The organism is Sodalis ligni, assembly GCF_016865525.2.
Lineage (GTDB): Bacteria > Pseudomonadota > Gammaproteobacteria > Enterobacterales > Enterobacteriaceae > Acerihabitans > Acerihabitans ligni.
In genome coordinates this window covers 5,329,396-5,355,446 of the sequence record NZ_CP075169.1, presented here as the reverse complement: position 1 = coordinate 5,355,446, position 26,051 = coordinate 5,329,396, and the positions used below count along the sequence as shown (strand labels likewise).

Below are 26,051 nucleotides of genomic sequence, written 5' to 3'. Positions count from 1 at the left end.
CTTCATATGTCCCACACGCCTTTCCACCTCGCCTGGTTCATTTCCAAGGGATACGGTCCCAAGGCATGGCGCCAGCCATGGGGCGGGTCTAATCCCCGGAATTGGGTTCACCCCGATCTGTTTGTCGATCTGGCGCGTTCGCTGGAGCGTGCCGCATTCGACTACGTCATGATCGAAGACTCGTCGAATATTCCCTATACCTACGGCAACTCCCATGAAACCTATCTACGCTATGCGGTGGACTCGCCAAAGCTGGATCCCGCCGTACTTGCCACCTATCTGATCCAGGCCACTCATCGTCTGGGGGTGGTGACTACGCTGTCCACCAGCGAATATCATCCGTTTCAACTCGCCCGTCTCACCAACACCCTTGATCACGTCAGCCACGGCCGCGCCGGGTGGAATCTGGTGACCGGCAGCAATGACGGCGGCGCGCAGAATTTCGGCCTCGACGGCCAGTATCCTCATGACAAGCGTTATGACATGGCGGATGAATATACCGACCTGGTCATCAAGCTATGGGAATCCTGGGATGCCGACGCGATGGTCATTGATCGGCAAAATGAAATCTTTGCCGATCACACCAAAGTTCGCCCGGTACATTTCGAGGGTCAATACTTCCGCTCCCGCGGCCCCTTGGCCGCCCCGCGCTCACCGCAGGGCCGGCCGGTCATCTGCCAGGCGGGCGGCTCGCCGCGAGGCCGGGTGTTCGCCGCCCGCTGGGCGGAAACCATCATCACCTCGGCCAGAAGCGTAGACAGCATGAAGGCTTTTCGCGACGACATACGGCAACGCGCCGCCGCCGCCGGGCGCAATCCTGACTCCATCAAATGCCTTTTTCTGATTAACCCCATCGTAGACGAAAGCCGCGAGGGTGCCGAAGCCCGGCGCCGGGCGCGTGAAGCGGACGCCGAGAGTCATCTGGCAATGCACCTGGCTTCGCTGTCGCGCACCAGCGGCATCGATTTTTCACGGTTCGATCTCGACGAACCGCTGCCTGAACTCAAGTCGAACGGACATCAGACGCTGGTTGCCCAATATCCCGGGCGCACCCTGCGCGAGATCACCACCGCCGGCAAAAGCCTGGCGGATGTGGATCTGGTGGGCACGCCCAAGGAGGTCGCAGCAAAGCTTGCCGGTATCATTGATGCCGTGGGCGGCGATGGATTTCTGTTTATGGAGCCGGAATTAACCCGCCGGTATATCGCCGAAATCACCGATGGCCTGGTGCCTGAACTTCAGCGCCTGGGCGTAGTCCGGCAGGATTACGAACATGAACGGTTTCGCGATAATCTGTTGGCGTTTTAGCCGGGATACGATCAACGCAGCCGGTATGTACACCGGTGGCTTGAAACGCGCCTGTCTCTTTAGCCGTAACATGTAGCGGGACCTAGGTTAAACAGCTCCTAGTGCGGCGCGTTTGTCCCCCGGCTTTTCAGGCAATTCCCCACAATCAGCGCCAGCGCAATCAACGCCATCAGAAATACGCTGACCACCGCAATGGCGGGGGTAAGTTCATAGGTCACGGCATCGTAGATGCGCACGGGTAGCGTTTCCAGGCCGGGTTTTGTCAAAAATACCGCCACCAGCAGCTCATCGAAGGCGATAAGAAAACTGAGGGCGGCGGCGGAGAGAATCCCGTGGCGGGCCATTGGCAAAATGATCCACAGAAAGACCTGGTGTCGCTGGCCGCCGAGGCTTACGGCCGCCCTGATGATTGAGACGTCGATATCGCGCAGGCCGGCGGCGATGATTAGCGTGGCAATCGGCAGGCCCAGCAGCGCTTGTCCCACCGCGATCAATAGCCAGTTGCTGTCGGCGGGCATCCAGTTTGACAGAATATAGGTGGAAAAGGCCACGATAACGGTGGGCACCATCACCGGCATCAACAGGATTATTTCAAGCACGCCTTTCATTTTACTGGTGGAATGCACCAGCAGATAGGCGCCCAAATAGCCGATCGCGGTGGAAATCAGGGTGGCCAGGCCGGCGGTAACCAAACTCCATGAGAACGATTCCCGCCACTGGCTTCCCCCCAGTACCTCGCGGTACCAGCGCAAAGAGTAATGCTCCGGCAGGGCCGACATGGTGGCGCTGTCGCCGAATGAGATGGGTACCAGCGCTGCCATCGGAATCAGCATCAGGATAATGAGGCCGTAGGCATAGACTGAAAGGACGCTTCTGGAGAGCGAGGGCCGCGTTTTCATCCGTGCGGCCTCATCATCCTGGATAAGCCAAGCCAGCGGGCGGCAATGGCGTACACCGCCAGCACTATCGCCAGCATAATAAGAGACAGCGCCGCCGCGCCATGCATATCGTACATGACGACGATGCGCTGCTCCACTAGCTGGGCAATCATGGTTTCGGACGGGCCGCCCATCAGCGCCGGCGTGACAAAGTAACCGAAACCGAGAATGGTGGTAATGATCGTTCCCGCCGCCACTCCCGGCAGGCTAAGGGGCAGGTAGACGGTCAGGAAAATGGTGGTGGGCCCGGCGCCGAGGCTGCGTGCCGCATTCAACAGCACCGGGTCGATTTTGCGCATCGTGCCGATAAGCGACAGCAGCATATAGGGCAGTAAGACATAGGTCATGCCGATAACCACCCCCGCCTGGTTAAACAGAAGTTTGAAGGGTGTTCCCGGTATGTCCAGGGCCTTGAGCAGGCTATTGAGCAGGCCGGTGCGGCCAAGGATAACCATAAAAACAAAGGTGCGCACCAGGCTGCTGGTGAGGAAAGGGAACAGGATGGCGATTCCGGTCAGGGTTGCCATTTTGCCTTTTAGCTGCGACAGGTAATATGCCGCCGGATAGCCAATGATAAGGCAGCAGAGCGATACCTCCGCGGCGGTGAACGCCGTCTGCAGTATGACGTGGCGCAGGCTGCCGTTTTGAAACAGTTCCTTCAACGGGGCGAAGGTAAAATTTCCGCCATCATCGGTAACGCCAAGAAACAACACCTGCAAAAGCGGCGCAATGAACGTCGCCAGCATGAACAGAACGACGACCGTTAATGCCAGCCATTGCAAATCAGGCGCCGTTAAACGTTTGCGAGGCGCCGGCGCAGCGGCGGTATTCACCTCAGCCATGGCTGCCGTCCATTTTAATCAGATGAATATCCCGGGGATCCCAGGATACGACGGCACGGCTGCCGGGTGAAAGCTGAGTATGGCCGGAACGCGCAACTTGCTGAATTAGCATCGTCCCATCCATGAGTTCGCATTCAAATTCATAGCGTATGGACTGGCCCACAAAGGCCAAATCTTTGACCATGCCCGCAATACAACATCCCGGTGGCGGCTCCTCGAGCAGGCCGGCGGACTGTATGGCCAGGACTTCCGGGCGCAGCAGCGCGGCGCATAACGCCCCATCCTCTTTCCCGTCAGCCTGTTCCGCCAGGAGCCGAAGATGTGTGCCGGCCACCTCCAGCGCGGGGCCGGCGGTATGGCTCAAGCGGCCTTTCAGCAGGTTCGAGTCCCCCAAAAACCGGGCGGCGAACAGGGTTTCGGGACGCTGATAGAGTTCCTGAGCGGTGGAGTACTGCTCAATCCGCCCGTCGCGCATCAAGGCAACGCGATCGGAAAGCAGCATGGCTTCATGTTGATCATGAGTGACATAAATGACCGTGGCGCCGATTTCCCGCTGCAATCGCCTGATCTCCCATTGCAGCTCCTCTTTGAGGCGTACATCCAGCGCTCCCATGGGTTCATCCATTAGCAGGACTGAAGGCTCAAAAACCAGCGCCCGCGCCAGCGCCACGCGCTGCTGCTGCCCGCCGGAAAGCCACGCGGGCTTGCGATCGGCCAGGGGCGTAAGCTGCACCAGCTCCAATACCCTGGCGACGCGCGCTTTGATCTGCTGCCGTGGCAGGTGACGAACCTTCAGCGGATAGGCGACATTTTGCGCCACGGTCATATGAGGGAATAAGGCATAATTCTGGAAGACAATGCCCATATCCCTTTCGCGGCCTGGCGGGACGCGGGTAACGTCGCGATCGCCGACGGTAATCCGCCCGGCGTCGGGCGTGAGGAATCCGGCGATGGCCATTAAGGTAGAGGTTTTCCCCGATCCGGAGGCGCCGAGCAGCGTCACAAATTCCCCGGCGTTAACATGTAAATCGACGTTGGCGAGGAGGGTGGCGCCGCCGATGGCTTTTTTCAGTCCTTCAACGCGAACCGAGGCGGATTTGGTCACCCGCGTCCCATCGGCCTGAACTGCCGCGGCGGATGTTATTCCTCTCATTGCGCTGCCCACTGATTCCATTTATTCGTCACCAGCTGGCTATTGTCTCCCCACCATTTGACATCCTGCATGAACCCTTTATCGCTCCAGGCGGGATTGGTGGGCAATTTCGCAGCGATGCCGGCCGGGATAAGATCAAATGCCTTTTTGTTGACCGGACCATAAGGAATTTCCTTGGCAAAATCCGCCTGCACCTGCGGCGACAGGGCAAAATCGAGGAAGCGGTAGGCGTTCTCCAGATTTTTAGCCCCTTTAAGGATGGCGTAGGCGCTGGGCACCTTCATATGCTGGTTCCATTCAATGGCATAACCGCCCCCTTCATCAATCATCGATTGAATACGGCCGTTGGCGATGGGTTCAATATCTACTTCACCGATGGACAGCAAATTCGCCGAAATGGCGTCGGTATTATAAAAGCTCTGGATCTTGCCGCGGATCCGGCTATAGGCCGCCAGGGCGCGATCAATATTAATCGGGTATAACTCGTTCATCGGAACGCCGTCGGCCAGCAGGGCGAACTCCAGGTCAGGCATGTCGAGGCCGAGTCCGGGCAAGGCGCGGGCGCCGGGAAACTTTTCCGCGTCCCAGAACTCCCGCCAATCGGCGGGAACGGCGCCGGTAAAGGCGTTTTTGCGGTAGCCCAGCACGCGCGCGTAAACCATTCTGCGCACCATGTATTGTTTGGCCGCGTCTTTGCCGATGTCGTCGACGGTGAACAGCTTGCATTTGCCATAGTCGATAGCATTGAGCGCCCCATTGGCGGCCAGGGTCTGCAGCAGCCCTTCCGATGTATCCACAATGTCGACCAGCGGCTTGCCTTGTTTAGCTGAAGCAATCAGCGGCGCCATATCGCTGGCGGTCTTGATGATGCGTATGCCGGTGGCCTTGGTAAAAGGCGCGAAAATGGCGCGATCCATCGCTTCGCCATAGCTGCCGCCGGAACTCGTGCGCACAACCAGCGTCTCGCCGGCTAAAGCGGCCAGCGAGACGCGGGAAAACCGGCGGCGACGGGCAGGATGGCCGCCGAAGCCAGAATGAAAGAGCGGCGGGTGAGCCCGCCGGTCCGCTGGGAAGAGCGACTGTTTTTACTCATTTTTTTACGGTTCCTTCATTCATTGATGATGTCAGGGATTCACAGGCGTTTTGAGCCGTCAGCCCAGAACACGCCGCCACGGGTGAGCCGTTCAGGGCCGTTTTCTCCTAGCGCGACCGTACAGCCGATACTGACGGCGCGTCCCTCCGGCAAATGCCCCACCAACACGATATGGAATGCCATACCCGTTTCCAGCGTCTCTTCCACCAGCGAGTTCAACCCCAACTGCCATTGCGCGCCCCAGGAAGGAGGGAAACCGATGCCCAGTGAATAACCGCAGCGGCGTGCGACGACACAGCCGGGATCGTTGGCCGTCAGCACCGCCTCCGCCGCCTGATTGATGACCCGGGCGGGACGGCCGGCCTCCACGGCCGCAACGGCGGCCTGTTGTGCTTTTTCAAGGACTTCGGCCGCGTGGCGAACAGCCGGCAACGGATTGCCCACCAGGATTGTTCGGCAGGACGGCGCGTGATAGCGCAGCTTTACGCCGGTGATTTCAGCCATCACATGATCGTCACGGCCAATGGCAACGCCCTCCCAGGCGGCATGAATTCTTCCGGTACGCTGGCCGACCATCACGTTGGGCCAGCTGCCGGGGTATTCCGACCCTTGGTTTACCATTTCGGTCATCAGCACCGCGGCCAGATCGTTCTCGGTACGGCCGGGAGCGATGGCCGCCAGGGTTCGGTCGGCGATGGCATCGCCGATACGTCCGGCTTGTGCCAGAGCCATGAGTTCTGCTGGTGACTTAACCAATCGCAGCCTATCGATAAGCGTCGAGACATCAATCCATTTTGCCGCGGTAAAACCACGGGTAATCCCCTGCGCGCGCTGGGCCGGCATGCACCAGCTTGCCAGTTCCAGCCCGACCCTGGCGCCCGAAGGGAGATGGCGGCGCAAAAAAGCGATGGCGGCCTCCATGGGGTCCTGATCGTCCTGATACACTTCATAATCGGAAAATCCCCCTTCAGCATAGGCGGCCATGGCATTGGCAATTTCCATCTGCCGGGTGAACAATAACAGCGGGCCTTTTACCGGGAATAAAAGAAACTGAAAGGTAAATACCGCCTTGGTTTGATACCCGGACAGGTAATAAATATTCTCTGGCGCCGAAACGATAATGGCATCCAGCTTTTGCTTTTCCATTTGCTGTCTGAGCCTGTTTTGCCGCGTATCGAATTCCACGCGGTCAAATCGCACTATTCGGTCTTTCACTGTTCATTCTCCCGCAACGCCGAGCCTTCCTGCATAAGGCAGTCGGCGAAGATGTGTTATTGACCATGGCGTGGCTGGCGCCCCCGTTCACAACTGTTTCCTGTTCATGTGACTTACGCCGGGAAGGTAAGTCTTCGATCCTGACGGGCGACAAGACGCTCGATCTCGTTAACAGCCGGCTCGCTCAGCATGATTCCCGGACGCCGCTGTGCCGCGCAGGAAATGGCGCCGCGTTTTGCCAGCAGGTATTTTCTTACCGCCAGGCCAAGTCCGGGTTGCTGCTCATAGCGAATCAACGGCAGGTAAGCGTCAAAAATGTCATGGGCCTCTTCAACCCTGCCCGCGTTCATCAGCCGAACCACATCAACCATCATTTCCGGATAGGCGAAACCGGTCATGGCGCCATCCGCTCCGCGCTGCATTTCCTCGGGTAGAAAAACCCCGGCATTGCCGCACAAAATCGATACGGGACGCTGTCCCTGCGCTTCGGCCCGGCGGATGTCGCTGATTTTTTGCAGTCCCGGCCAGTCCTCGTGTTTTAGCATGACAATGCTGGGGTGGGCCGTAAAAAGGACCCCCAGCGTCTTGGTTGAAATCTGCACGCCGGTGGAGAGAGGAAAGTCCTGCAGCACCACCGGAGTCTCGGTGCCGACCGTGTCGATCACGTGACGGTAGTAATTGATGATCTGTTCATCGGTGCGCAGAGTGGCAGGCGGGGCGACCATAATCCCAGCAGCGCCCCTGTCCATGACTTTGCCGGACAGTTCTCCGAGGGCGGCCAGGCCGGGCGCGGAAACGCCAACGATAACCGGTTTGCCTGACGCGCGTGCCAACGTCAGCCTGGCGACCGCCAATGACTCGGCCAATGTCAGCTTGGGCGCTTCTCCCATCATGCCCAGAATGGTCAGCCCGTCGGCGCCCTTTTCAAAATAGAAATCCACCATACTGTCAATGCTGCCGGGATCGATCGTTCCGTCATGTCGAAACGGCGTCACGGCAATAACAAAAACGCCCTTTGTTTTAGCTGTGATTACAGACATTTGTCATTCCTCGTTAGCGCTGCCGCACGCAGGTTACGGACATGCCGCCAAGACTTTTTTATTAAGCGTCGCCAGCTTTTGCGCGAGGATCTTCTGCCTTCCCTGCCATAAATCCTCGGCTTTCTCTACCGATACCGCTTCAAAACGAATGGGATCGCCCGGTTTCATCTGGCCCAGCCTGGCCAGATCCGCGCGGATCACCGTGGCAATCTTCGGGTAGCCGCCGGTGGTCTGGCGATCGTTCATGGCCACAATGGGTTGGCCGTCTCCCGGAATCTGGATGCTCCCCGCGCATATCGCATCGGAGATGATGTTAAAGCCTTTTACATGGGCCAACGGGCTGCCTTTCAGGCGGTATCCCATTCGATCGCACTGTGGTGAGAGGGTATAGGTTTGGGTGAGAAAGGACGCCCGCGCTTCATCGCCGAAGTAATCGTCCTGAGGTCCCCAAACCACTCGCACGGCTCGCTTTTCCATCTGGGGTAGAATCCGTTCGGCCCGGACGCCATGGCATACCGAATGCCGCTGCGGGGCAACGGGCAGGCGGTCGCCCTTGCGCAGCGGATGTCCGTTAACCCCTCCCAGCTGCGCTCGCATCAGCGTGGAGACGCTACCCAGAACCGGCGGCACGGCAAAGCCGCCGGAAATGGACAGATAGCCTCTGGCGCCGGAAATAACGCGCTGAATCGACAAAATATCCCCAGGATGCATCCGGTGATTCTGGTAAGTTGCGCAGGGCGCGTCGTTTAATGTGGCGCTAAAATCGCCGGTGACCGAAAAGAAGCAGTATCCGTCACCGCACAGCCGCAGGCTTGGGCCGGTAAGGGTGAATTCGATAGCCCCTGTTCCGGGATGATTTCCCACCAGAGCGTTGGCAATGGCGAAGCTCAGCTCGTCCAGCACCCCTGACGGCGGGACGCCTTTATCTTCATAGCCGAAACGGCCGCCATCCTGAAGGGTGGATAACAGTCCCGGCGAGAGAACGTCAAAATAGGTCATGCCCGCAGGTTCCAGTCAGGCATATAACCCCGGTCGTCAGCGAGCTTCACATATTCATTTTCTTTAATGGGAACGAACTCGATATATTCTCCGGCGGTAAAAAGAAAAGGCTGTTCGCGCAACGGGTCGAAACTCTTGACCGGTGTTTGGCCAAGCAAATGCCAGCCGCTGGGAGCCGCCACGGATCCCACGGCTGTCTGTATGCCGCCGATACTTATGCTGCCTGCCGGGACACTTTGCCGTGGGGCGGTTCGTCTGGGTATGTGAAGTCTGGCGTCAAGCCCGCCCAGATAGGCGAAACCGGGCATAAAGCCAATCATATAAATCCGGTAGCAGGTTGCGGTATGCAGTCGGATAAGCTCATCGGGACTCAATGCAAGCGTTTGGGCCGACGCCGGCAGGTCAACACCGTATTTACCGCCGTAGCAGACCGGCAGGTACCAGCATTTGCGCGTTTTTGTCTCGGTCTTTACTGTCGTTATCAGTTCTTTCAAACGTTCAATTAAATGGGACTGCCTGACTAAAGCTGAGTCATATGCCACCGTCAGGGAACGATAAGTGGGAATACAGGCCGTTACGCCCGTAAGCCGTTTATTATTAATTGCCGCGGCCAGAGACGTTATTCTAAGATTAATTTCTTCATCTATCAGCTCGCCGAAATCAATATTAACAGCCTGATCCGCGACCGGCTGAAATTCCCAACGAACAGAATTGTCGGCCATTTCCACTTTACGTTCCTAACATAGAATAAAGCTATTTGTAGTCGGAATACATTTGGCATACCATTGGCATGCTGTCAATAATTGTACAAGACAAAAACTTATCTTAGAAAAATAGATATTAAAATTATACAGTTGAGGTGAATGTCAGATGCTAATCGATTTGAACTGCGACATGGGTGAAAGTTACGGAGTATGGCAAATGGGTTCTGATGAGCTGATGCTTGAGATTGTCACTTCCGCCAATATTGCCTGCGGTTTCCATGCCGGCGATCCCGATGTCATGGCGATAACTCTCGACAATGCTTCGCAAAAGAGGGTGGGCATCGGGGCCCATCCGGGTTTTTTTGATCTGCCCGGTTTTGGCCGCCGCCGGATAATCGGCGACAGTCCGCTGCAGATCCAGCGTCAGGTGATATACCAGATAGGCGCTTTGAAAGCGCTGGCCGAAAGCCAGGGTATGCGGCTGCAGCATGTTAAAACCCACGGGGCGCTGGGGAATATGGCGGCTGAAGACGACGATCTCGCCATGGCGGTAGCAAAGGCGATTTACCTCGTTGATAAGGATTTAATCATGGTGGTCATGCCGGGCATGCGCACGGAAACGGCAGCGCTTAAAGTGGGCCTGCCGGTGATAAGGGAAATCTATGTTGACCGGGCCTATGCTGAAAACGGCAATCTGCTGTCGCGAAAATTACCCGGCGCCGTGCTGCACGATCCGGTCATGGCCAGTGAACGGATATTGCGGATGATGGAACAAAACGCGATCGTTACGGCAAACGGCACCCTGATTCCCGTGCCGATAGATTCCCTCTGCGTGCATGGCGATACGCCCGGCGCGGTTGAAATGGCCAGGTCGGTTCGCCGGTTGCTTGAAAAGCAGGGCATTGCATTCGCCACAATGGACAAGGTGCTCGCTGCAAAAGCGTAACCTGAAAAAGCTGGCATCACCCCTACCTAAAACGTAAAAATAAGAAAATTTCTCTTTTATGGTGATATATCATGAAGCTTGCCGATCAGTTATTCAGTGCCGCGGATGAGGTTGAGCAAAACCTGAGCAAAAGAGCGTACGAAACCGTTCTGGAAATGATCCTCAAGCGCGAACTGCCGGTCAATACCGTACTGCAGGAACGCCGCCTTGCCGACATGATGAATATTTCCCGCACGCCGGTACGCAATGCGCTGAACAGATTGGAAAATGAAGGCTTTATCGCCAGAAACGGCGGCAGAACGCCCTCTGTTAAAGAGTTTTCCATCCAGGAACTGGTTGAAACCCTGCATATCCGCCGAATACTGGAAACCGAAGCGACCCGCCTGGCGGCCGGCAAAATTCCGCTCGGCGAGCTGGATGAAATGGAGCAGCAGGTCAGGGCGCTGCTGTTGAAAAAAGTACCCGACACGGAGGCTGACTGGGAGGCGGATTCACGCATCCACGAAACCATAGCCCGTTACAGCGGTAACAGGATGCTGGTGAATTTCATCCGCACCCTGCGTCTTAAAACCCATATGTTCCATCTTACGCAGGTTCCCGAACGATTCGAGGCCGGGCATAAAGAGCACCTGGCGATCATTGCGGCCCTGCGCGACAACGAGCCTGAACTGGCCCAGAGTTTGATTGCCACGCATATCGATAATGTCCGGGAAGGCATCATCAGGCGGTTAAGTCAGTTTTGACTCCCGGCCGATCCGAATACGTTAATGATGGCTTAATTGGCGTGCGGCTGGCGGAGAACCCGGACATCGACGGCCGGCTTGATGGGCTGGCTGCGCTGGCAAACGTGGACTTCAGGGCATCCTTATCGCGGGTGTGAATAACCCGAAAGGCTTTCCTGGTGCGGTAAGCCGTGACTTTTTATCTGCACGCTTGCGCGTTTTATCAGCGCGCCGCAGATCAATATATTGGTATGGCTGGAACTTTTTCCCAAGCTGATGCGCTGATACAGTAAATCCACCGCCGCCGCGCCGAGTTTTTTATTAAACACCTGGATGGTTGTCAGCGGAGGCTCGATCACGGCGGAAATCGGCAGATCGTCGAATCCAATCAGGGAAATATCTTCCGGTATCCTTAGGCCATATTCTTTGAGCGCTTTCAGGCAGCCGCAAGCGATAATATCATTGACGCAAAAGTACCCCTGTGCGAGCGGCTTTCCTGCCGCCAGATAGTGCTTCATTGCCTGATAGGCGTCTTCAAGGGTGGAATTGACGCTGAGGGTATCCCTGTTATCAAAGGCCAGTCCGACTTGGCCGACCAATTCACGAAAAGCGGCTTCGCGCTGCTGAAAATTAGGCGTGTGGGCAAAGCTGGTAATCAGCCCGATTTGGGTCAGGCCGCTGCGCTGAAAATGATGGAGTATTTTAAATACGGCGCCCCGATTATTTATATTCACAAAATCATAGGGAAGAAAATCGTTAATATTATCAATAATAACAAACGGTACTTTTATATTTTTCAATGCGCTAAAATCGGCCTGTTCGAATTCGGTGCCTAAAATAATGACGCCTTGCACGGGTTGCAGGCTGCTCTGTTTTTCAACTATTTGTTCTACGCTTATGCCCTGATAATGCGCCACCTCAAGTGAGAACTTTAATTTTCCCGCCTGTTCAATCATGCCATCAATATAACCGTTAATGAAGATACTATGATTTTCATTAACGGTATTGCCGTGTAATGCAATTTTTAAAAAGCGGATCACGCCGGGATATTTTTCCTGTCGTGAGGAATGATAATCGAGTTCGTGAGCAATCTTCAGAATCCGTTCGCGTGTAGTGATACTGAGGCCCCGCTTGCCATTCATGGCAATTGAGACCGCACTGAGGGAAACGCCCGCGCGTTGCGCGATATCTTTTATTTTTGCCATAAATTCCCCATGGGTTCTTATGATAACTACATTTAAATACTCCAATAAAAATTTAAAATTGCCTATTTTTATCATTAACTCTATCAGGTTTAATGAACGGGCTTGTGACACTGTTCACATATTAAAATCCTCTCTATATTTTAGTAAAATTTTAGTTTACAGCTTTTTTTTACCTTCCTATTATCTATTTCATTAAGCGGTTAATCATTTATTTCTCCATTGAAAATTATGGAGATTCTGGACATTTGTCCGATGAAAAAATTTATTAACGCTCCCTCCGAATATGTAGTGGAAATGCTGGCCGGTATTTATGCCGCCCATCCTCGCCAGTTGAAATATGTCGCTGATGATGTGCATTGTCTGGTTAACGCCGTCCCGGCCGTGCCTGGCAAAGTGGGGTTGGTTACCGGCGGCGGTTCGGGCCATTTACCCCTGTTCCTAGGTTATGTGGGGGAGGGCATGCTTGACGGCTGTGCGGTGGGGGATGTTTTTCAATCGCCTTCGGCGGATCAAATCCTGAATGTCACCAAGGCCGTGGATCAAGGCAGCGGCGTACTGTATCTGTACGGCAATTACAGCGGCGACATTCTTAATTTTGATCTGGCCGCCGAACTGGCCGGTTTCGACGGCATCAACACCGCTACGGTCGTGGGCGCCGATGATGTCGGTTCAGCCACGGCGGACCGTCGGTCAAAGCGGCGGGGCGTGGCCGGTATTTTCTTTATCTATAAAATTGCCGGCGCGGCGGCGGCGGCGGGCCTGAGCCTGGAGGAGGTGGCGCGACTGGCCGCCCGCGCCGGCGATGCGACCAAGACCATCGGCGTTGCCTTGTCGCCCTGTATCATCCCCGAGGTCGGCACCCCGGCGTTTACCGTGGCGGAAGATGAGATGGAGCTCGGCATGGGTATTCATGGCGAACCGGGCATCAGCACAGGCAAACGTGAAAGCGCGGACCGCATCATTGATCGCATTCTGCCGCTGCTATTGGACGAGTTGACCTTCAGCCAGAACGACCAGGCGGCAATTTTGCTTAACGGCCTCGGCGCCACGCCGAAAGATGAGCTGTATATCCTGTATAACCGCATTCACCAAGTGTTGGCCGAACGGCGGATTGCCGTTTTCCATGTCTATTGCGGCGAGTTTGCCACCGCAATGGAAATGACCGGTTTCTCATTATCGGTTTGCAAGCTTGACGCCGAGCTGAAGGGCTATCTGGCTCAGCCGGTGAATACGCCATTCTTTATCCAGCCAAGACTTGATAACTGACAGGAGCGTCCGCCGATGGTTGATTGTTTGTCATTAACACAGTGCCGCGCCCTGGTCGCCGCCTGGCATCAGGCCATGATCGAGCAGCGCGCTACCCTGATCGCGCTCGATCAACAGATAGGCGATGGGGATTTGGGCATCACGATGCAAAAAGCGTTTGCCGCCGCGGCGAACACAGTCCCGGGGGAGCAGGAGGGCATTGGCGAATATTTTGCCCTCTGCGGCGTGGCGATGGCGAAAGCCGCGCCGTCAACCATGGGAACCCTGATGGCCACCGGGTTTATGCGCGGCGGAAAAGCGCTTCCCGCCGCCGCTGCCCAATTGGATGGTCAGCTGCTGGTACGGTTTTTTAACGCCTTTACCCAGGGCATTGCGGACCGTGGTAAAGCCCGGGCCGGCGATAAAACGGTATTGGACGTGCTGCTGCCGGCCAGTCAGGCGCTGTCGGACGGCATTGACGGCGGCGCCTCGCCGGCGCAGGCGGTGGAGTCCGCTTTTCGAGCGGCGGAGCAGGGGCTTGATGCAACCCGTACCATGCTGCCTCAATGGGGCAAAGCCGCGTCTTTCGCGGAAAAAGGCCTGGGTATCGTCGATTCGGGCGGTAGCGTCGCGGTGATTTTATTCCGGGTGCTGCATGACTTTTTCCAACAAAGCCCGCTATTACCGTGAAAAACGCTGACGCGCTCGGAGACGGCGAATCCAAAAGAGGGCGCTGTCGGGAGGAGATGATCGATGCGTAACATTCTGTCGGACCGTCAGCTCAATTTTCTGGCCGCGGCCAACGTGCTGGTGTTAGCGGCCGGCATGGCGTTTGCCGGCGCCAACTTTATCACCCTGTACAACTTTCAATCCATGTCGGCGCAGGTGCCCGAACTGGGGTTGCTGGCCCTGGGCGTCATGCTGGCGATGATTTCGGGCAATGGCGGCATCGACCTGTCCGGCATCGCCCTGGCCAATCTTGCCGGCGTCCTGTCCTATCTGCTGGTGCGCCACTGGGTGTCGGTTGATGACGCCCCGCTGCTGTTCGTTTGGGCCTTCGCGGCCGTCGCCCTGCTGGCGGGGCTGGCGGGGGGCATGCTTAACGGCTTCCTGATAGCCCATGCCGGCCTGACGCCGATTATCGCCACCCTGGGCACGCAGATGTTCTTCACCGGCATCGCGGTGGTGCTGACCAACGGGTCGGCCATCAGCATCGGCTATATCGAACCGCTGGACGATTTCGGCAATTCGCCGGTGCTGGGCCTGCCGCTGTGCTTTTCGCTGTTTCTGGCGGTGGCGCTGCTGCTGGGCATCGTATTGCGTTTTTGCCCCTTCGGCCTGCGGCTCTATCTGATGGGCAGCAATGCCAAGGCCGCGCGGTACGCCGGCATCGCGCTGAAAAAGATGCTGTTTCTCATCTACACCGCCAGCGGCGTTCTGGCCGGTATCGCCGGCATCGTCATCGCCGCCCGCACCTCCAGCGTGAAGTGGGACTATGGCAGCTCCTATGTGCTTATCGCCATCCTGATTGTGGTGATGGCCGGCGTGCGGCCGGACGGGGGCTACGGGCGCATCGTCTGCGTCGTGCTGTCGGCCACCGCGCTGCAGATGCTGGCCAGCCTGTTCAATTTCCTGAATATTTCCAACTTTTTCCGCGACTGCGCCTGGGGCCTGCTGCTGCTGCTGTTCCTGGCGGTGTCGCGCGTCGATATCCGGTCTTGGCTTGCGTCACGAACGTGACGCGTTTTATCGCCGCCGGCGCCTTATCGCCGCCGGCGGCGAACTCTTACCCTACGTGCAACACAACCATAATGAGGAAACGTTGATGCCAATGATACGTAAACTTACCGCCCTCGCCGTTGCGCTGGGCGCCCTGTGCGCGGCGCCGCCCCTGCTCGCGAAAGACGCGCCGTCCATCGTGACGGTGGTAAAGATAACCGGCGAGAACTGGTTCACCCGCATGAATGAAGGCGTCGTTGCCTACGGCCGGGACAATCCCGGCGTCACCACCAGCGAGATCGGCCCGGCCAAGGCCGATGCCGCCCAGCAGGGACATCTCATTGAGGATCTGATCGCCAAGAACGTCAGCGCCATCGCCGTGGTGCCGATGGACCCCTCGGCCACTGAAGGCGTGCTCAAACGCGCCATGGATCGCGGCATCAAGGTCGTTACCCATGAGGGGGACAGCGTCAAAAATACCCAGGTGGATATCGAGGCGTTCAATAACACCGCCCTTGGCGCCCACTTCAACGAACAGCTGGCGCAATGCATGGGCAAAAGCGGGAAGTGGACCACCTTCGTCGGTTCCCTCGGCAGCCGGACCCACGTGCAGTGGGCCGACGGCAGCGCCGAGAACGCCAAAAAGTACCCGCAGATGCAGCTGGTGTCCCCCAAGAATGAATCTTTCGACGATGCTAATACCGCCTATGAGAAAGCGCGCGAAATCCTGCGTAAATATCCTGATATCAAGGGGATACAGGGCAGCGCCGGCAATGACGTCATCGGCATCGGCCGCGCCGTGGAAGAAGCCGGCCTCTCCGGTAAGGTGTGCGTCATCGGTATCGGCCTGCCGAAGGACACCAGCAAGTATCTGGAATCCGGCACCGTGCAGAGCATCTCCTTCTGGGATCCCAAGGACGCCGGCTACATCATGAACAAGGTGGCGCAGATGCTGCTGGAGGGCAAGCAGGTTACCGACGGCATGGACCTGGGCGTACCCGGCTATAACAAGGTGTCGGTGAAAAAGGGTCCCGGCAAGGGCATCATCGTCACCGGTCAGGCCTGGGTTGACGTCAACAAGTCCAACTACCGGCAATACCCGTTCTGAGTCTCTAAGACTATAGAGAGTGCAACGGATCGGCGGCCGGCCGCCGGTCTCAGACTGCTGACAAAGTACTCAGAGTTAATAGGGAGGGATAGGCTGCCAGAAGAGTAAACCGTCCGCGCCAGGGATGACGCGGATCGAGCCTCCAGGGATGGATTCACGGCGTGTTTACGATCTGGCAGCCTATCCCGACCAGGCACTTTGTCAACAAACTCGGATCGGCGGCCAGTTGCCGATCCCCACCCCTAAACCCTCCTGGATAAAAGCCATGCCCGTGACCGTTCAAGCCGGTACCTCTCCCGCCGGCAACCCGGCGCGGACCGTGCCTTTTTTCGAGGTGCGCGAACTGCAAAAACACTTTGGCGGCGTCAAGGCGCTTAAAGGCATCAGTTTTGTTAACGAACGCGGCCGCGTCTATCACCTGATGGGGGAAAACGGCTGCGGCAAAAGCACGCTGATCAAAATCATTTCCGGGGCGCAGCCGTCCGACGGCGGCGAATTGCTGATCAACGGCCGGCGGGTGGACAAGCTGACGCCGGTGGGCGCGCTGGCCGCCGGCATTGAGACCGTCTATCAGGATTTGTCGCTGCTGCCCAATCTCAGCGTGGCCGAAAACGTCGCGCTGACCCGCCAGCTGGTGGCCGCCGGCGGCAGTCTGGCGCGGCGCCTGGATCTGCGCATGCTCAAGGACACCGCGGTGCGCGCGCTGGCCAAGGTCAACCTGCCCGCCGATGCGGCGTTTCTCGACACGCCGGTGGAAGAACTGCCGATAGCCACCCGCCAATTGATTGCCATTGCCCGGGCCATTGCGTCGGACGCCGGCCTGGTCATCATGGACGAGCCCACCACCGCCCTCACCCGGCGCGAGGTGGACAACCTGATTGCGGTGGTGGGCAAACTGCAGGCGCAGGGCGTATCGGTGCTGTTCGTCACGCACAAGCTCGACGAGTGCAAGGCTATCGGGGGCCGGGCCATCATCATGCGCGACGGCCTGAAGGTCACCGAATGCGATGTGGCCGGACAGTCAAAGCAGCAGCTCGCCTTCTGGATGACCGGCAAGCAGCTGGATGACACCCGGTACCGCGCCGCCTTTGACGGCGGCGAGGCGCTGCTGGGCGTCGACGGCCTCGGCCGGCGCGGCGGCTACCGGGACGTGTCCTTCCAGCTGGCGCGCGGTGAAATCCTCGGCATCACCGGACTGCTGGATTCCGGCCGCAATGAACTGGCCCTGTCCCTGGCGGGCATTTTACCGGCGGACAGCGGCCGGATAGCGCTGGACGGCGCCGCCATCACCCTCGGCAGCCCGGCGCAGGCCATCGGCGCCGGCATCGGTTATGTGCCGGAGGACCGGCTGTCCGAGGGGCTGTTCCTGGAGAAATCGATTAAGGAGAATATCATCGTGGCGATGCTCGACCGCCTGCGCGGCTCGTTCGGCCTGCTGGACGGCAAACGCAATCACGCCGCCGCCCAGCGGACCATCGATGACCTGCAGATTGTCACCCCCGACAGCGACAACCCCGTCACGTCGCTCTCCGGCGGCAATCAGCAGCGCGTGCTCATTGGCCGCTGGCTGACCATCGAGCCGCGGCTGCTGATTTTGCACGGGCCCACGGCGGGGGTGGATGTGGGCTCGAAGGACACCATTTATCGCATCATCCAGCGGCTCGCCGGCGACGGCATGGGCGTCATCATCATCAGCGACGACCTGCCGGAACTGCTGCAAAACTGCGACCGCATCCTCGTGATGCGCCGGGGGGCCGTGGCGGCGACGTTCGCGGCGGATAGCCTTGAGGAAGGGGCGCTGTACCGCGCCATGGCGGCGGAAGAGCGCCCGGAGATGCAACAATGACCGATATCGCAACACAGCATCGCCGCGACGGCACGGCAAGCCACGGCGTACGCCTCAGCCGCTGGTTCATTCATCATCCGCCGGCGGTAACGCTGCTGCTGATAGTCCTGGTCTGCCTGGTGGTGGGCACCCTCAACCCCGCCTTTTGGCAGGTGTCGAACCTGTTCGACATGGCGCGCTCCTCCGTGGTGAGCGGCCTGTTTGCGCTGGGCGTCCTGGTGGTGCTGGCGGCGGGCGGGCTTGACGTCTCCTTCACCGCCATCGCCGCCCTGGTGATGTACGTCATCACCAAGCTGGTGACGGACCTGGCGCCCGGCATGTCCATGGCGCCCATCCTGCTGATGGCCGCGGCGGGCGGCGCGCTGCTGGGGGCGGCCAACGGCCTGCTGGTCAGCGCCCTCAGGGCGCCGTCGCTGATTGTGACCATCGGCACGCAGTATGTGATCCGCGGCTTCCTGCTGCCCTTTGTCGGCACGGCGACGTTTATGAACATCCCGGCATCGATGGATGCATTCGGCAAATATGCGCTTTTCCATCACCAGAGCGCCGGCGGCGGGACGTCGGCTCTTCCCGCCTACGTGCTGGCGCTGGCGGTTGCCGCCGTCGCCACCTGGTACCTGCTGCAGCGTACGCTGATGGGCCGGGCCATCTATGCGGTGGGGGGTAATGCCGACATTGCCCAACGGCTTGGCTATAACCTGCGTAACGTGCGGGTGTTTGTGTTCGCCTATGCGGGCCTGCTTGCCGGCATCGCCGGCATTATGCATGTCGCCAGCAACCGCCTGGCCAATCCCTTCGACCTGGCGGGTTCCGAACTGGGGGTTATCGCCGCCGTTGTTCTCGGCGGCGCCCGCATCACCGGCGGTTCCGGCAGCGTGGGAGGCACCCTGCTCGGCGTCATCCTGATCACGCTGGTGAACAACGTACTGATCCTGGGGGGCATCCCGAGCACCTGGCAACTGGCCATTATCGGCGCCTTTATAGTACTGGCCGGTATGCTGTTTTCCATTAAACCTACCCGATAAGGTCCCATGCTTATATAGCATGTGTTGTGTCCGGATCTTTACTGAGCCTGATCAGATAAATATCCCCGACCTTTTTAACCGAGCCGGCGGCGGGCCAGACCGGCATCTGTTCAAAAACAATGCTGAGCGCTTTTCTCTCGACGTCGCTAGGCAGGACAATATTGTGATAACCCATTACTTTCATATATTGGGTGATACGAGAAATATTATCATGATCCCACGAAAAAAATGAGCCCTGCATGGTTCCTTGCCAAGCATTCGCATAATAAGTTGTGCTGAAAATTTTTCGACCGTAGAAATCCATTATCAAGGGGGCATTGGGATCGAAATCAGCGCTTAATTCACCGATCCTGCTGTAAATATCGGCGGCCAACAGCCTGTCGTGTGATTGTACGATAGTGGCTGACGCGATGTATTGAGACGTCACGCCGATGATTTTTATCTGTAACAGCCCAACCAGAATGCCGCTCGCCAGAAGAGTCACGGCACGCTGACAGGACAGCAGGATGATACATGCCAGCCAGCTGACATACGCGATGGGAATTAACGTGCGCACCGGTAAGGGCTCGCCGCCGGTGACCAAATGTAAAGCGAACGGAGAAAATAATACGCCCAGCCATAACACAAAATTGATTGAATTTTTGAAAAAATTTGTGCGTAAAATAGCTAAAGTAGCCAGACAGATTATTACTCCATACATCTCTATATTAGCCATATTTCTATTAGTCACCCCGCCATAAATAGCCAGCTGTTCCCGGGAAATGGAGCGCAGTACGCGTAAAGGTTCTGATAACGTTTTATCATAATTAAAAAAAGCTTTAGCGATATAGCCACTGTCGTGGGCAATAAAGTGTTGAGACAGTTTATTAATGACTTCATAAACAAGTATCGCAGCGCTCACCAGGAGCATTACTCTGAATACAGCCATTGCCAGCAGTTTTAGTGGTATCCGACGTACGCCACCAATACGCAAACACCTCACTAACAAGATGCCGCACGCGTAAGAGACAAACATCAGAATCAGAGATTGATAAGCGGCAATGCCACAAGCCAGCATCGTGATAACGACCGTATTTTGGCAAGGGAATTATGGCCTGCTATCTTCCCGGTATAGCCTGCGCCAAAATAAAGATAGGCGCCCAAACTGGTTAAAACGAGTCCTATGGCTAAAGCGGGAGTGTTGGCGTAAAACGTCGCGATGGCCCACCAGGTGGGGAAGGCGCAAAAACAGGATAGGCCAGGTAGGTCCTCCAGCTTTCTTTATAACCATGTGCCTTGACGAGCGCAAGGTAAGAAACGGCAAATGCGATGATCAAAAGGACATAAGGGGCAAAAGGAACCGAAGGCTGCTGCAATAAAAATCTCTCGATAAGATAGGTGAACCATCTTCCCTGACTCACCCAAACGCCGGAGTCCTGGCGAAGAGCCGCGGATTCGTTATCGATAGACAGTGAGAACGTTGATAAAAAATAGCCATAAAATACCGCGCCTATAAAAATCAAGACCGCCAGCTCACGCAGATTGAAGCCGTCAAAGCGCAATTGCACGGCGAAACCTGCTAATGAATGGTCGGCCCTATTAAATGCTCTGCATAACGTATTTTTGTAAATAAACGCAAGCAGGATAACAAAGGCAATAAATATCACTGCAATCCCGTACAGGCCAACGCTGTTTATAACGTCCATATCAAGCAATCCTTTGGGAAGAAAAGTTATGCTCCGGTTTTATCTGTGTGCCGGCATTTCCGGCGGCTCATTTAAAAACTGCCCACATACTAAAAGAGCAGCCTGGAGAAAAAATACGTCACCGGCAGGGTCACGGCAATTGCCGCCAGCGGGGCTAGATGCACGGAGAACTGCCATTTCTCAACCCAACCCCATAAAACGATCATGCTTAATACATACTGTAATATATAAACAAAAGGCAGCCAGATAATTGATTTCAGCCCTTGATGACGCTTGAAGACGAAAAAACGATTCATCACATAGGCAAAAAAAATCCCCGCCGCATACGCCATGGAGAAGCTTGCGGTATAGCTGAAAGCCATCAGCAGCAGCAAGTACAAGCCATAGGTCAGGACAGTGTTAAGCCCGCCCGACAGGAGAAATCTGGCAAATAACGGTGTAAACAATGCCAATGGCGCCGACATCATGGCCGCCCGCTACCGGCGCATTCAGTGAGTATTCTGAATTCGTCATAGTCCCGTATATAGTCTGTGGCGTCGTAATGATGCGAGGCGAATACCATCAATATGGCATCCGGCGAGTAGCGATACTGAATGCCCCAGGTCATCGCCGGCAGATAAACGCCCTGGGTGGGTTTGTCGAGTATAAACTCCTGGCGATGAATTCCATCGTCAGCCACGACATGCACTAACCCTTTTACCGCAACGAGAAATTGATGACAGACCCGGTGCGCATGTTCTCCCCGGATTTCTTCGGTGGGCACATCGTAAACCATAAAATAACGTACCGGCTTGAACGGAATGGCGTGGCCAAAATTACCCACCGACAAGCTGCCGCGAAGGTCGGCGAATTTGTTCATGGTATGCAATGTCACGCCTTTTACCATGGTTTCCGTTTGCGCCGCAACCTTACCCGCCGCGGTTATCTGTTCATGGCAAACCGGCCTGGCATCAACATAACCCACTATCTTGGCCGGGTTGCCGACGACAATGGCGTTGGCGGGAACGGAACGCGTGACGACAGCCCCCGCGCCGACCATGGCGTTTGTGCCAATGGTCAGGCCCGGCAGGACGGTACAGTTCGCACCTAAGGAAGCGCCCTTGCGAATAACCGTTCTTGCAAATTCCTGCGGATAGACTTTGCTGCGGGGGAAAGGATCGTTGGTAAAAGTAGCATTGGGTCCGATAAAGACATCGTCTTCTATGGTAATGCCGTCCCAGAGCTGGACACCGCATTTTAAAGTCACTCTATGCCCAATCTGTACGTCATTTTCAATAAATACATGGTCACACACATTACACTCGCTGCCCAGGCGCGCCCCCGGCAAGATATGAGCAAACGCCCAGATGCTCGTATCCCTGCCAATGTCATTTGATTCGCATATTGCCTGGCTATGGACAAAAAAACCGTTGGCGCTATTCATCCGCGCCTCCAAAAGCCTCTACCCGCATCGGGATGGCTAACGGCCGGGACTTGGTGTTCTCGTAGGTGCGCCAGGCATAGGAACCGACGGTACCCAGGCCCAGGAGAATCAGGCCGCCTAAAAAGGTGATGGTCAGCATAATCATGGCATAGCCGGGTATTTCAGTCGTGCCGGAAAATTTGACAAACAGGGTCAACATTCCCAGCAATACCGCCATACCGGAACCCAATGCGCCAACGCTTATCAGTAATTTGATCGGCAAGTCGGTGAATGCAAATATACTGTCCATCATATAATTGATTTTTTTGCCCAGCGTCCAGGCAGAACGCCCGTGGCGCCGCTCCCGGCGAGTGTACGTCACCACCTTGCGGCGGTAACCCAGCCAGAAAATCTGGGCAATAAGTGAGCTGTGGCGTTCTTCCAGCCGGAGCAATTGGTCGCGAAACGTTTTGTTACAGGCAAAAACGTCAACGCCGCCGGCGGGGATTTCGGGAATGACGTAACGGCGGTATAAGCCCCAGTATATCGCTGAGGCCAGGCGGCTCAGCCAGGGATCGTGCCGGCCCTCTCTTGCGCCAACCACAACATCAACGTTCTGCCGCAGCAGTAGCTGATTCATGACCAGGACCAGTTCCGGCGGCTCTTGCAAATCCGCCGCCATGACGGCGAAACGATCGCCCTTGCCATACTGCAAGCCTGCCCTGATGGCCATAAAGGCGCCGAAATTTTTCGACAGCAGCAACAGCCTTGAGCGAAAAGGCTGCAAAGGCAACTGTTGATGCAGGAGCTCATAACAGCGATCGGGGCTGCCGTCCACCACGAAAACCACTTCCAGCGCCTTTTCCAACTGGTTATTCAAGCCCGCAACGGCGGCCAGCAGGTCCGGAAGATTGTGTTGGTTACGATAAACGGGAATGACCAGCGTCAACACATTCATCCCTCCTGTTCAAAATAGGCGGTGACCGCTGTAATCACGCGATCAGCCTCATCACCGGTCAAGCCAGGGTAGCAGGGCAAAGAAACCACGGTTTCACAGGCGTGCTCGGTGACGGTCAGGGCATAGGGAAGCTCGGCAATATAGGCTGCCTGGCGATAATCGGGAATGGGATAATGGATATCCGTCTTTATCCCTTTTTGTTTAAGCACGTTGATGAATTGCCGCCTGTTCGCCAGGCGCATGACGTAAAGATGAGCAACATAGTCCGCCGCCGTGGAGCAGGGTAAAAGTACATTGAATTTGAAAAACGCCTCGTTATAGCGTTTGGCAATGAATCGGCGTTGTTCATTCCATTGATCCAGATAAGGCAGCTTGATACGCAAAATAGCCGCCTGTATCTCATCCATGCGGCTATTACGCCCGCCGGCAAGGGTTACCTGATATTTTTGCCCCCAGCCATATTGCCGTAATTGACGAATGCGTGCGGCCATGTCGTGGTTATCAGTGACCATCGCCCCGCCATCACCCAACGCGCCAAGGTTCTTGGTGGGGTAGAAACTAAAACAGGCAATAGCGCCAAAGCTGCCTGCCGGTTTGCCATTGCGCCGGGCGCCATGGGCTTGGGCGCAATCTTCCAGCACCGGTATGCCCGCGGCCGACGACAGGCGGACGATCTCTTCCATATCGGCAAGCTGGCCGTAAAGATGGGTGACGATGACGGCGGCTATAGAGGAGTCAAGTACCGCTGCCAATGCTTTGGGGCATAGGGTTAGCGTCGCTGCATCAACGTCGATATAAACCGGCATGGCGCCGATGGCATAAATGGCGCTGCTGGCATAAAACCCGGCGTTGGCCGCCGTCACGACCCGCGCGCCCGCCTGCACATTCAAGGCTTTAAGGGCGAGCTCCAGCGCATCGGACCCATTGGCAACGCTAATGCAGTGATTTACGCCAAGGTAGTCGGCGAATTCATTTTCAAACGACCGCACCTCGTTGCCCATCACATACCAATGGCTGGTTAATACCTTGTGCAGCGGGCTGAGAAAGTCGAGGCCGGCATTCGCCTTTACGGCGGAAAAAAGTTCAAGCTCGTGCATATAATGATCATGGGTTAAACGCTACTTTGTTGAAGGAACAATCATTACCAATATGATTGCAGGAGTGAATGGCTTAAAATTAAGCGGTAACTGCAGATAAGCCCTACTTGTTTTGGTTAACCGTTTAGTGAAGATTGACTAAAAGAGTTTTTTCCAATATATGACTCTTTAGATATATATCTAAAGAGTCACTCAGTCTTCGCTCCAAACTCAGCGATCCTGAATGGATTGATGTCATTTGGTCCAGGGCAGTTGCGATTGCCGCCAGTGAAACAGGACTCGATTGTTTTCCTGATGAAGGCATCTGGTCAGTTGCCGAGACCCTCTCACCAGATTTCATACTGTCCTGATGTGCCAATGAAACGAGTGCGCTTGGCTTTTTCAGACGTGCGAGTCCGTGGGACGCACAAAGTGAAAAGGTACGCGCTTCATGCCATGAATAGTGAAAAACCCGGGATAAACGCAGATGAACATTCCTTTTTCAGGCGGGTGTGCATGCGGGTCGGTCCGCTATACCGTTGTGCGGGAGCCGATAGCCATGATCAACTGCCATTGCAGAGACTGTCAGCTTTCAAGTGGGGCTCCTTTTGCGTCAGGCATCATCGTCAAGACTGCCGACCTCGAGATCATGGGTACGCCGAAAACATATGCGGTTCGCGCCAGCAGCGGTGGTCTCACAACCCGCAGTTTCTGCCCTGACTGCGGCACCCCTTTGTTCACGCAAAGCGAAGCGTATTCGCAAGTCACCTCTATCCGATTTCCTTCCCTTGACGACATATCGGACTTCAAGCCAACGCTCGACATTTATACCGCCAGTGGGCAAAAGTGGGTTTGCCTTGATCAGACAATCCCCCACTTTCCTCAGTCACCCCAGCAGCCAAATGAACGTGACGCCTAAATAGGGCGGCACCGGACTGGGCCGGCGCGCAACAGAAGAGCAGGTTCGAAACCTATTGCAGAAGACCTTTTTGCTTGAAGGTGATGCGGGTAGCCTCATTCAGATCAAGCGCCTGGAGCCCGGCAGCACTGACCCAGGCAATCTCCTGGAATTCTTCATTAAAGGTGACCTGGCGGTTTGTGCTGACACAGTCGAAAATGAGATAAATCATGTAGATCTCTTCCTTTGTGCCGTCCTGGTAGGTCTTAATCCGAACATCGTCCCTAAATGTCCATGGCGTGATTCGGTTTATCTGAAGTGCTTCTCCCAACTCCTCTTTGATTTCACGCCTTAGGGCTTCCTCAATCTTTTCGCCTGGTTCCATACCTCCGCCCGACAACGCCCACTGGCCGGGGAAGACCCCTCGGTCATCGGCCATTTTACACAGTAAATACTCGCCGTTATTTTCAATGAGCGGACAGACTATGATTCTCTGACGCATGTAACCTCCAGATGTCATTAATTTTTTCAATAACGTTATCAGATAAACCCTGCCTTATCAGGCGACGTACAGACGAACACCCGTTTTGAAGGGTTATCACTTATTGGCCAGATTAAACTAAACCTGCTTATTTTATGCCGTCAGCCATATGCTTGCTACGGGCAGGCTCAGCGTTCTGAATCATGCGGCTTTAGAAAAATAATGTCGCGGACGCCATGAAAAAATCCATATTGCGCAGGCCGTCGACCTGCAGATTATGGTTGACATCAAAATAAGCCCAGGCCGCAGTCAACTGTAAAGCGCTGACCGGCGTCCATGTGGCTTCAATTTGCGTTTGCCGGCCAATATAGCGATCCCCGCCTGCAGTATTATTTACCGGGCGTCCCGGCGCGATGCGGAGCGCGTCGCTTTTCTGCCGGCGC

28 protein-coding genes are annotated in these 26,051 nt (G+C 56.1%); 11 read left to right on the top strand and 17 right to left on the bottom strand.

The features are described from left to right. Nucleotides 1-6: 6 nt before the first annotated feature. Nucleotides 7-1,308, top strand: coding sequence for an NtaA/DmoA family FMN-dependent monooxygenase (locus GTU79_RS25090; protein ID WP_214513476.1), 1,302 nt, complete (start codon nt 7-9; stop codon nt 1,306-1,308). Nucleotides 1,309-1,406: 98 nt separating this feature from the next. Here GTU79_RS25090 and GTU79_RS25085 read toward each other — a convergent pair whose 3' ends face one another. The 9 genes from GTU79_RS25085 to pxpB form a co-directional block, all read right to left on the bottom strand. Next, nucleotides 1,407-2,207: an ABC transporter permease gene (locus tag GTU79_RS25085; RefSeq protein ID WP_203521024.1), complete on the bottom strand. Its 801-nt coding sequence runs from the start codon at nt 2,205-2,207 to the stop codon at nt 1,407-1,409. Next, nucleotides 2,204-3,088, bottom strand: a complete 885-nt coding sequence (locus GTU79_RS25080; protein WP_203521025.1) for an ABC transporter permease — start codon at nt 3,086-3,088, stop codon at nt 2,204-2,206. The genes GTU79_RS25085 and GTU79_RS25080 overlap by 4 nt, the downstream gene beginning before the upstream one ends. Further along, the gene (locus tag GTU79_RS25075; RefSeq protein ID WP_203521026.1) at nt 3,081-4,241 is read right to left on the bottom strand and encodes an ABC transporter ATP-binding protein; all 1,161 of its coding nucleotides are present in this window, start codon (nt 4,239-4,241) and stop codon (nt 3,081-3,083) included. The genes GTU79_RS25080 and GTU79_RS25075 overlap by 8 nt, the downstream gene beginning before the upstream one ends. Beyond that, nucleotides 4,238-5,194 (bottom strand): ABC transporter substrate-binding protein, encoded by a 957-nt coding sequence (locus GTU79_RS25070; protein WP_214513475.1) that lies wholly within the window; start codon nt 5,192-5,194, stop codon nt 4,238-4,240. Before GTU79_RS25070 ends, GTU79_RS25075 begins: the two co-directional genes overlap by 4 nt. A 17-nt stretch (nt 5,195-5,211) precedes the next feature. Further along, on the bottom strand, nt 5,212-5,334 hold the full coding sequence (locus GTU79_RS31045; RefSeq protein WP_275956907.1) for a hypothetical protein: 123 nt from the start codon (nt 5,332-5,334) through the stop codon (nt 5,212-5,214). 39 nt (nt 5,335-5,373) lie between these two features. Further along, nucleotides 5,374-6,549 (bottom strand): M24 family metallopeptidase, encoded by a 1,176-nt coding sequence (locus GTU79_RS25065; RefSeq protein ID WP_203521028.1) that lies wholly within the window; start codon nt 6,547-6,549, stop codon nt 5,374-5,376. 113 nt (nt 6,550-6,662) lie between these two features. Then, the gene (locus GTU79_RS25060) at nt 6,663-7,589 is read right to left on the bottom strand and encodes a dihydrodipicolinate synthase family protein (RefSeq protein WP_214513474.1); all 927 of its coding nucleotides are present in this window, start codon (nt 7,587-7,589) and stop codon (nt 6,663-6,665) included. A gap of 33 nt (nt 7,590-7,622) precedes the next feature. Beyond that, a complete protein-coding gene (locus GTU79_RS25055) occupies nt 7,623-8,588 on the bottom strand; it encodes a 5-oxoprolinase subunit C family protein (protein ID WP_203521030.1) in 966 nt (321 codons plus the stop codon). After that, nucleotides 8,585-9,310: a 5-oxoprolinase subunit PxpB gene (gene pxpB, locus GTU79_RS25050; RefSeq protein ID WP_203521031.1), complete on the bottom strand. Its 726-nt coding sequence runs from the start codon at nt 9,308-9,310 to the stop codon at nt 8,585-8,587. The genes GTU79_RS25055 and pxpB overlap by 4 nt, the downstream gene beginning before the upstream one ends. 148 nt (nt 9,311-9,458) lie before the next feature. Here pxpB and GTU79_RS25045 point away from each other — a divergent pair, with 148 nt between their 5' ends. Together GTU79_RS25045 and GTU79_RS25040 are read left to right on the top strand one after the other, a co-directional pair. Continuing rightward, nucleotides 9,459-10,238 (top strand): LamB/YcsF family protein, encoded by a 780-nt coding sequence (locus tag GTU79_RS25045; RefSeq protein ID WP_214513473.1) that lies wholly within the window; start codon nt 9,459-9,461, stop codon nt 10,236-10,238. 71 nt (nt 10,239-10,309) lie between these two features. After that, complete coding sequence (locus GTU79_RS25040; protein ID WP_203521033.1) at nt 10,310-10,981, top strand: GntR family transcriptional regulator; 672 nt, start codon at nt 10,310-10,312, stop codon at nt 10,979-10,981. A gap of 122 nt (nt 10,982-11,103) precedes the next feature. Here the strand turns inward: GTU79_RS25040 and GTU79_RS25035 are convergent, their stop codons facing one another. After that, a complete protein-coding gene (locus GTU79_RS25035) occupies nt 11,104-12,276 on the bottom strand; it encodes a LacI family DNA-binding transcriptional regulator (protein WP_214513472.1) in 1,173 nt (390 codons plus the stop codon). 141 nt (nt 12,277-12,417) lie between these two features. Here GTU79_RS25035 and GTU79_RS25030 point away from each other — a divergent pair, with 141 nt between their 5' ends. From GTU79_RS25030 to GTU79_RS25005, 6 genes are all read left to right on the top strand, one after another. Next, complete coding sequence (locus GTU79_RS25030) at nt 12,418-13,431, top strand: dihydroxyacetone kinase subunit DhaK (RefSeq protein ID WP_203521035.1); 1,014 nt, start codon at nt 12,418-12,420, stop codon at nt 13,429-13,431. 15 nt (nt 13,432-13,446) lie between these two features. Then, entirely contained in the window at nt 13,447-14,100 is a 654-nt protein-coding gene (locus GTU79_RS25025; RefSeq protein WP_203521036.1) for a DAK2 domain-containing protein, read from the top strand. Nucleotides 14,101-14,163: 63 nt separating this feature from the next. After that, nucleotides 14,164-15,150 carry an ABC transporter permease gene (locus GTU79_RS25020; protein WP_203521037.1) on the top strand — a complete coding sequence of 329 codons (987 nt, stop codon included), beginning with the start codon at nt 14,164-14,166 and terminating at the stop codon, nt 15,148-15,150. Further along, on the top strand, nt 15,134-16,237 hold the full coding sequence (locus GTU79_RS25015) for an autoinducer 2 ABC transporter substrate-binding protein (protein ID WP_253073423.1): 1,104 nt from the start codon (nt 15,134-15,136) through the stop codon (nt 16,235-16,237). Before GTU79_RS25020 ends, GTU79_RS25015 begins: the two co-directional genes overlap by 17 nt. Before the next feature lie 148 nt (nt 16,238-16,385). Continuing rightward, nucleotides 16,386-18,083 (top strand): sugar ABC transporter ATP-binding protein, encoded by a 1,698-nt coding sequence (locus GTU79_RS25010; protein ID WP_214513471.1) that lies wholly within the window; start codon nt 16,386-16,388, stop codon nt 18,081-18,083. A 95-nt stretch (nt 18,084-18,178) separates the two neighbouring features. Next, on the top strand, nt 18,179-19,108 hold the full coding sequence (locus GTU79_RS25005; RefSeq protein WP_338091504.1) for an ABC transporter permease: 930 nt from the start codon (nt 18,179-18,181) through the stop codon (nt 19,106-19,108). Between the two features lie 10 nt (nt 19,109-19,118). Here the strand turns inward: GTU79_RS25005 and GTU79_RS25000 are convergent, their stop codons facing one another. From GTU79_RS25000 to GTU79_RS24975, 6 genes are all read right to left on the bottom strand, one after another. Then, a complete protein-coding gene (locus tag GTU79_RS25000; RefSeq protein WP_214513469.1) occupies nt 19,119-20,165 on the bottom strand; it encodes a glucosyltransferase domain-containing protein in 1,047 nt (348 codons plus the stop codon). Between the two features lie 109 nt (nt 20,166-20,274). Then, nucleotides 20,275-20,793, bottom strand: coding sequence for a glucosyltransferase domain-containing protein (locus tag GTU79_RS24995; RefSeq protein WP_214513468.1), 519 nt, complete (start codon nt 20,791-20,793; stop codon nt 20,275-20,277). A gap of 89 nt (nt 20,794-20,882) precedes the next feature. Next, nucleotides 20,883-21,260: a GtrA family protein gene (locus tag GTU79_RS24990; protein ID WP_214513467.1), complete on the bottom strand. Its 378-nt coding sequence runs from the start codon at nt 21,258-21,260 to the stop codon at nt 20,883-20,885. Next, nucleotides 21,257-22,039: a WxcM-like domain-containing protein gene (locus GTU79_RS31220; RefSeq protein ID WP_338091441.1), complete on the bottom strand. Its 783-nt coding sequence runs from the start codon at nt 22,037-22,039 to the stop codon at nt 21,257-21,259. Before GTU79_RS31220 ends, GTU79_RS24990 begins: the two co-directional genes overlap by 4 nt. A 169-nt stretch (nt 22,040-22,208) precedes the next feature. After that, complete coding sequence (locus GTU79_RS24980) at nt 22,209-23,147, bottom strand: glycosyltransferase family 2 protein (RefSeq protein WP_203521043.1); 939 nt, start codon at nt 23,145-23,147, stop codon at nt 22,209-22,211. A gap of 2 nt (nt 23,148-23,149) precedes the next feature. Further along, nucleotides 23,150-24,250, bottom strand: a complete 1,101-nt coding sequence (locus GTU79_RS24975; RefSeq protein WP_203521044.1) for a DegT/DnrJ/EryC1/StrS family aminotransferase — start codon at nt 24,248-24,250, stop codon at nt 23,150-23,152. A 176-nt stretch (nt 24,251-24,426) separates the two neighbouring features. On the opposite strand from GTU79_RS24975, the gene GTU79_RS24970 reads away from it, so the two are divergent. Both GTU79_RS24970 and GTU79_RS31660 read left to right on the top strand, forming a co-directional pair. After that, nucleotides 24,427-24,600, top strand: coding sequence for a DUF29 family protein (locus tag GTU79_RS24970; RefSeq protein WP_203523035.1), 174 nt, complete (start codon nt 24,427-24,429; stop codon nt 24,598-24,600). A gap of 116 nt (nt 24,601-24,716) precedes the next feature. After that, complete coding sequence (locus GTU79_RS31660) at nt 24,717-25,148, top strand: GFA family protein (RefSeq protein ID WP_132925481.1); 432 nt, start codon at nt 24,717-24,719, stop codon at nt 25,146-25,148. Nucleotides 25,149-25,200: 52 nt separating this feature from the next. On the opposite strand, the gene nudI is transcribed toward GTU79_RS31660, so the two are convergent. Further along, complete coding sequence (gene nudI / locus GTU79_RS24960; protein ID WP_203521045.1) at nt 25,201-25,629, bottom strand: nucleoside triphosphatase NudI; 429 nt, start codon at nt 25,627-25,629, stop codon at nt 25,201-25,203. Nucleotides 25,630-26,051 lie beyond the last annotated feature (422 nt).

Excerpts from the sequence above, each read along its gene's own strand:
- GTU79_RS25045 (WP_214513473.1), top strand. The coding sequence starts at position 9,459 with ATGCTAATCGATTTGAACTGCGACATGGGTGAAAGTTACGGAGTATGG.
- GTU79_RS25020 (WP_203521037.1), top strand. The coding sequence starts at position 14,164 with ATGCGTAACATTCTGTCGGACCGTCAGCTCAATTTTCTGGCCGCGGCC.
- pxpB (WP_203521031.1), bottom strand. The coding sequence starts at position 9,310 with ATGGCCGACAATTCTGTTCGTTGGGAATTTCAGCCGGTCGCGGATCAG.
- GTU79_RS25010 (WP_214513471.1), top strand. The coding sequence starts at position 16,386 with ATGGATTCACGGCGTGTTTACGATCTGGCAGCCTATCCCGACCAGGCA.
- GTU79_RS25030 (WP_203521035.1), top strand. The coding sequence starts at position 12,418 with ATGAAAAAATTTATTAACGCTCCCTCCGAATATGTAGTGGAAATGCTG.
- GTU79_RS24975 (WP_203521044.1), bottom strand. The coding sequence starts at position 24,250 with ATGCACGAGCTTGAACTTTTTTCCGCCGTAAAGGCGAATGCCGGCCTC.
- GTU79_RS25060 (WP_214513474.1), bottom strand. The coding sequence starts at position 7,589 with ATGTCTGTAATCACAGCTAAAACAAAGGGCGTTTTTGTTATTGCCGTG.
- GTU79_RS24995 (WP_214513468.1), bottom strand. The coding sequence starts at position 20,793 with ATGGACGTTATAAACAGCGTTGGCCTGTACGGGATTGCAGTGATATTT.
- GTU79_RS25085 (WP_203521024.1), bottom strand. The coding sequence starts at position 2,207 with ATGAAAACGCGGCCCTCGCTCTCCAGAAGCGTCCTTTCAGTCTATGCC.
- GTU79_RS25080 (WP_203521025.1), bottom strand. The coding sequence starts at position 3,088 with ATGGCTGAGGTGAATACCGCCGCTGCGCCGGCGCCTCGCAAACGTTTA.
- GTU79_RS25075 (WP_203521026.1), bottom strand. The coding sequence starts at position 4,241 with ATGAGAGGAATAACATCCGCCGCGGCAGTTCAGGCCGATGGGACGCGG.
- GTU79_RS25025 (WP_203521036.1), top strand. The coding sequence starts at position 13,447 with ATGGTTGATTGTTTGTCATTAACACAGTGCCGCGCCCTGGTCGCCGCC.
- nudI (WP_203521045.1), bottom strand. The coding sequence starts at position 25,629 with ATGCGTCAGAGAATCATAGTCTGTCCGCTCATTGAAAATAACGGCGAG.
- GTU79_RS24990 (WP_214513467.1), bottom strand. The coding sequence starts at position 21,260 with ATGATGTCGGCGCCATTGGCATTGTTTACACCGTTATTTGCCAGATTT.
- GTU79_RS25000 (WP_214513469.1), bottom strand. The coding sequence starts at position 20,165 with ATGCTGGCTTGTGGCATTGCCGCTTATCAATCTCTGATTCTGATGTTT.
- GTU79_RS31660 (WP_132925481.1), top strand. The coding sequence starts at position 24,717 with ATGAACATTCCTTTTTCAGGCGGGTGTGCATGCGGGTCGGTCCGCTAT.
- GTU79_RS25090 (WP_214513476.1), top strand. The coding sequence starts at position 7 with ATGTCCCACACGCCTTTCCACCTCGCCTGGTTCATTTCCAAGGGATAC.
- GTU79_RS25055 (WP_203521030.1), bottom strand. The coding sequence starts at position 8,588 with ATGACCTATTTTGACGTTCTCTCGCCGGGACTGTTATCCACCCTTCAG.
- GTU79_RS25040 (WP_203521033.1), top strand. The coding sequence starts at position 10,310 with ATGAAGCTTGCCGATCAGTTATTCAGTGCCGCGGATGAGGTTGAGCAA.
- GTU79_RS31045 (WP_275956907.1), bottom strand. The coding sequence starts at position 5,334 with ATGAGTAAAAACAGTCGCTCTTCCCAGCGGACCGGCGGGCTCACCCGC.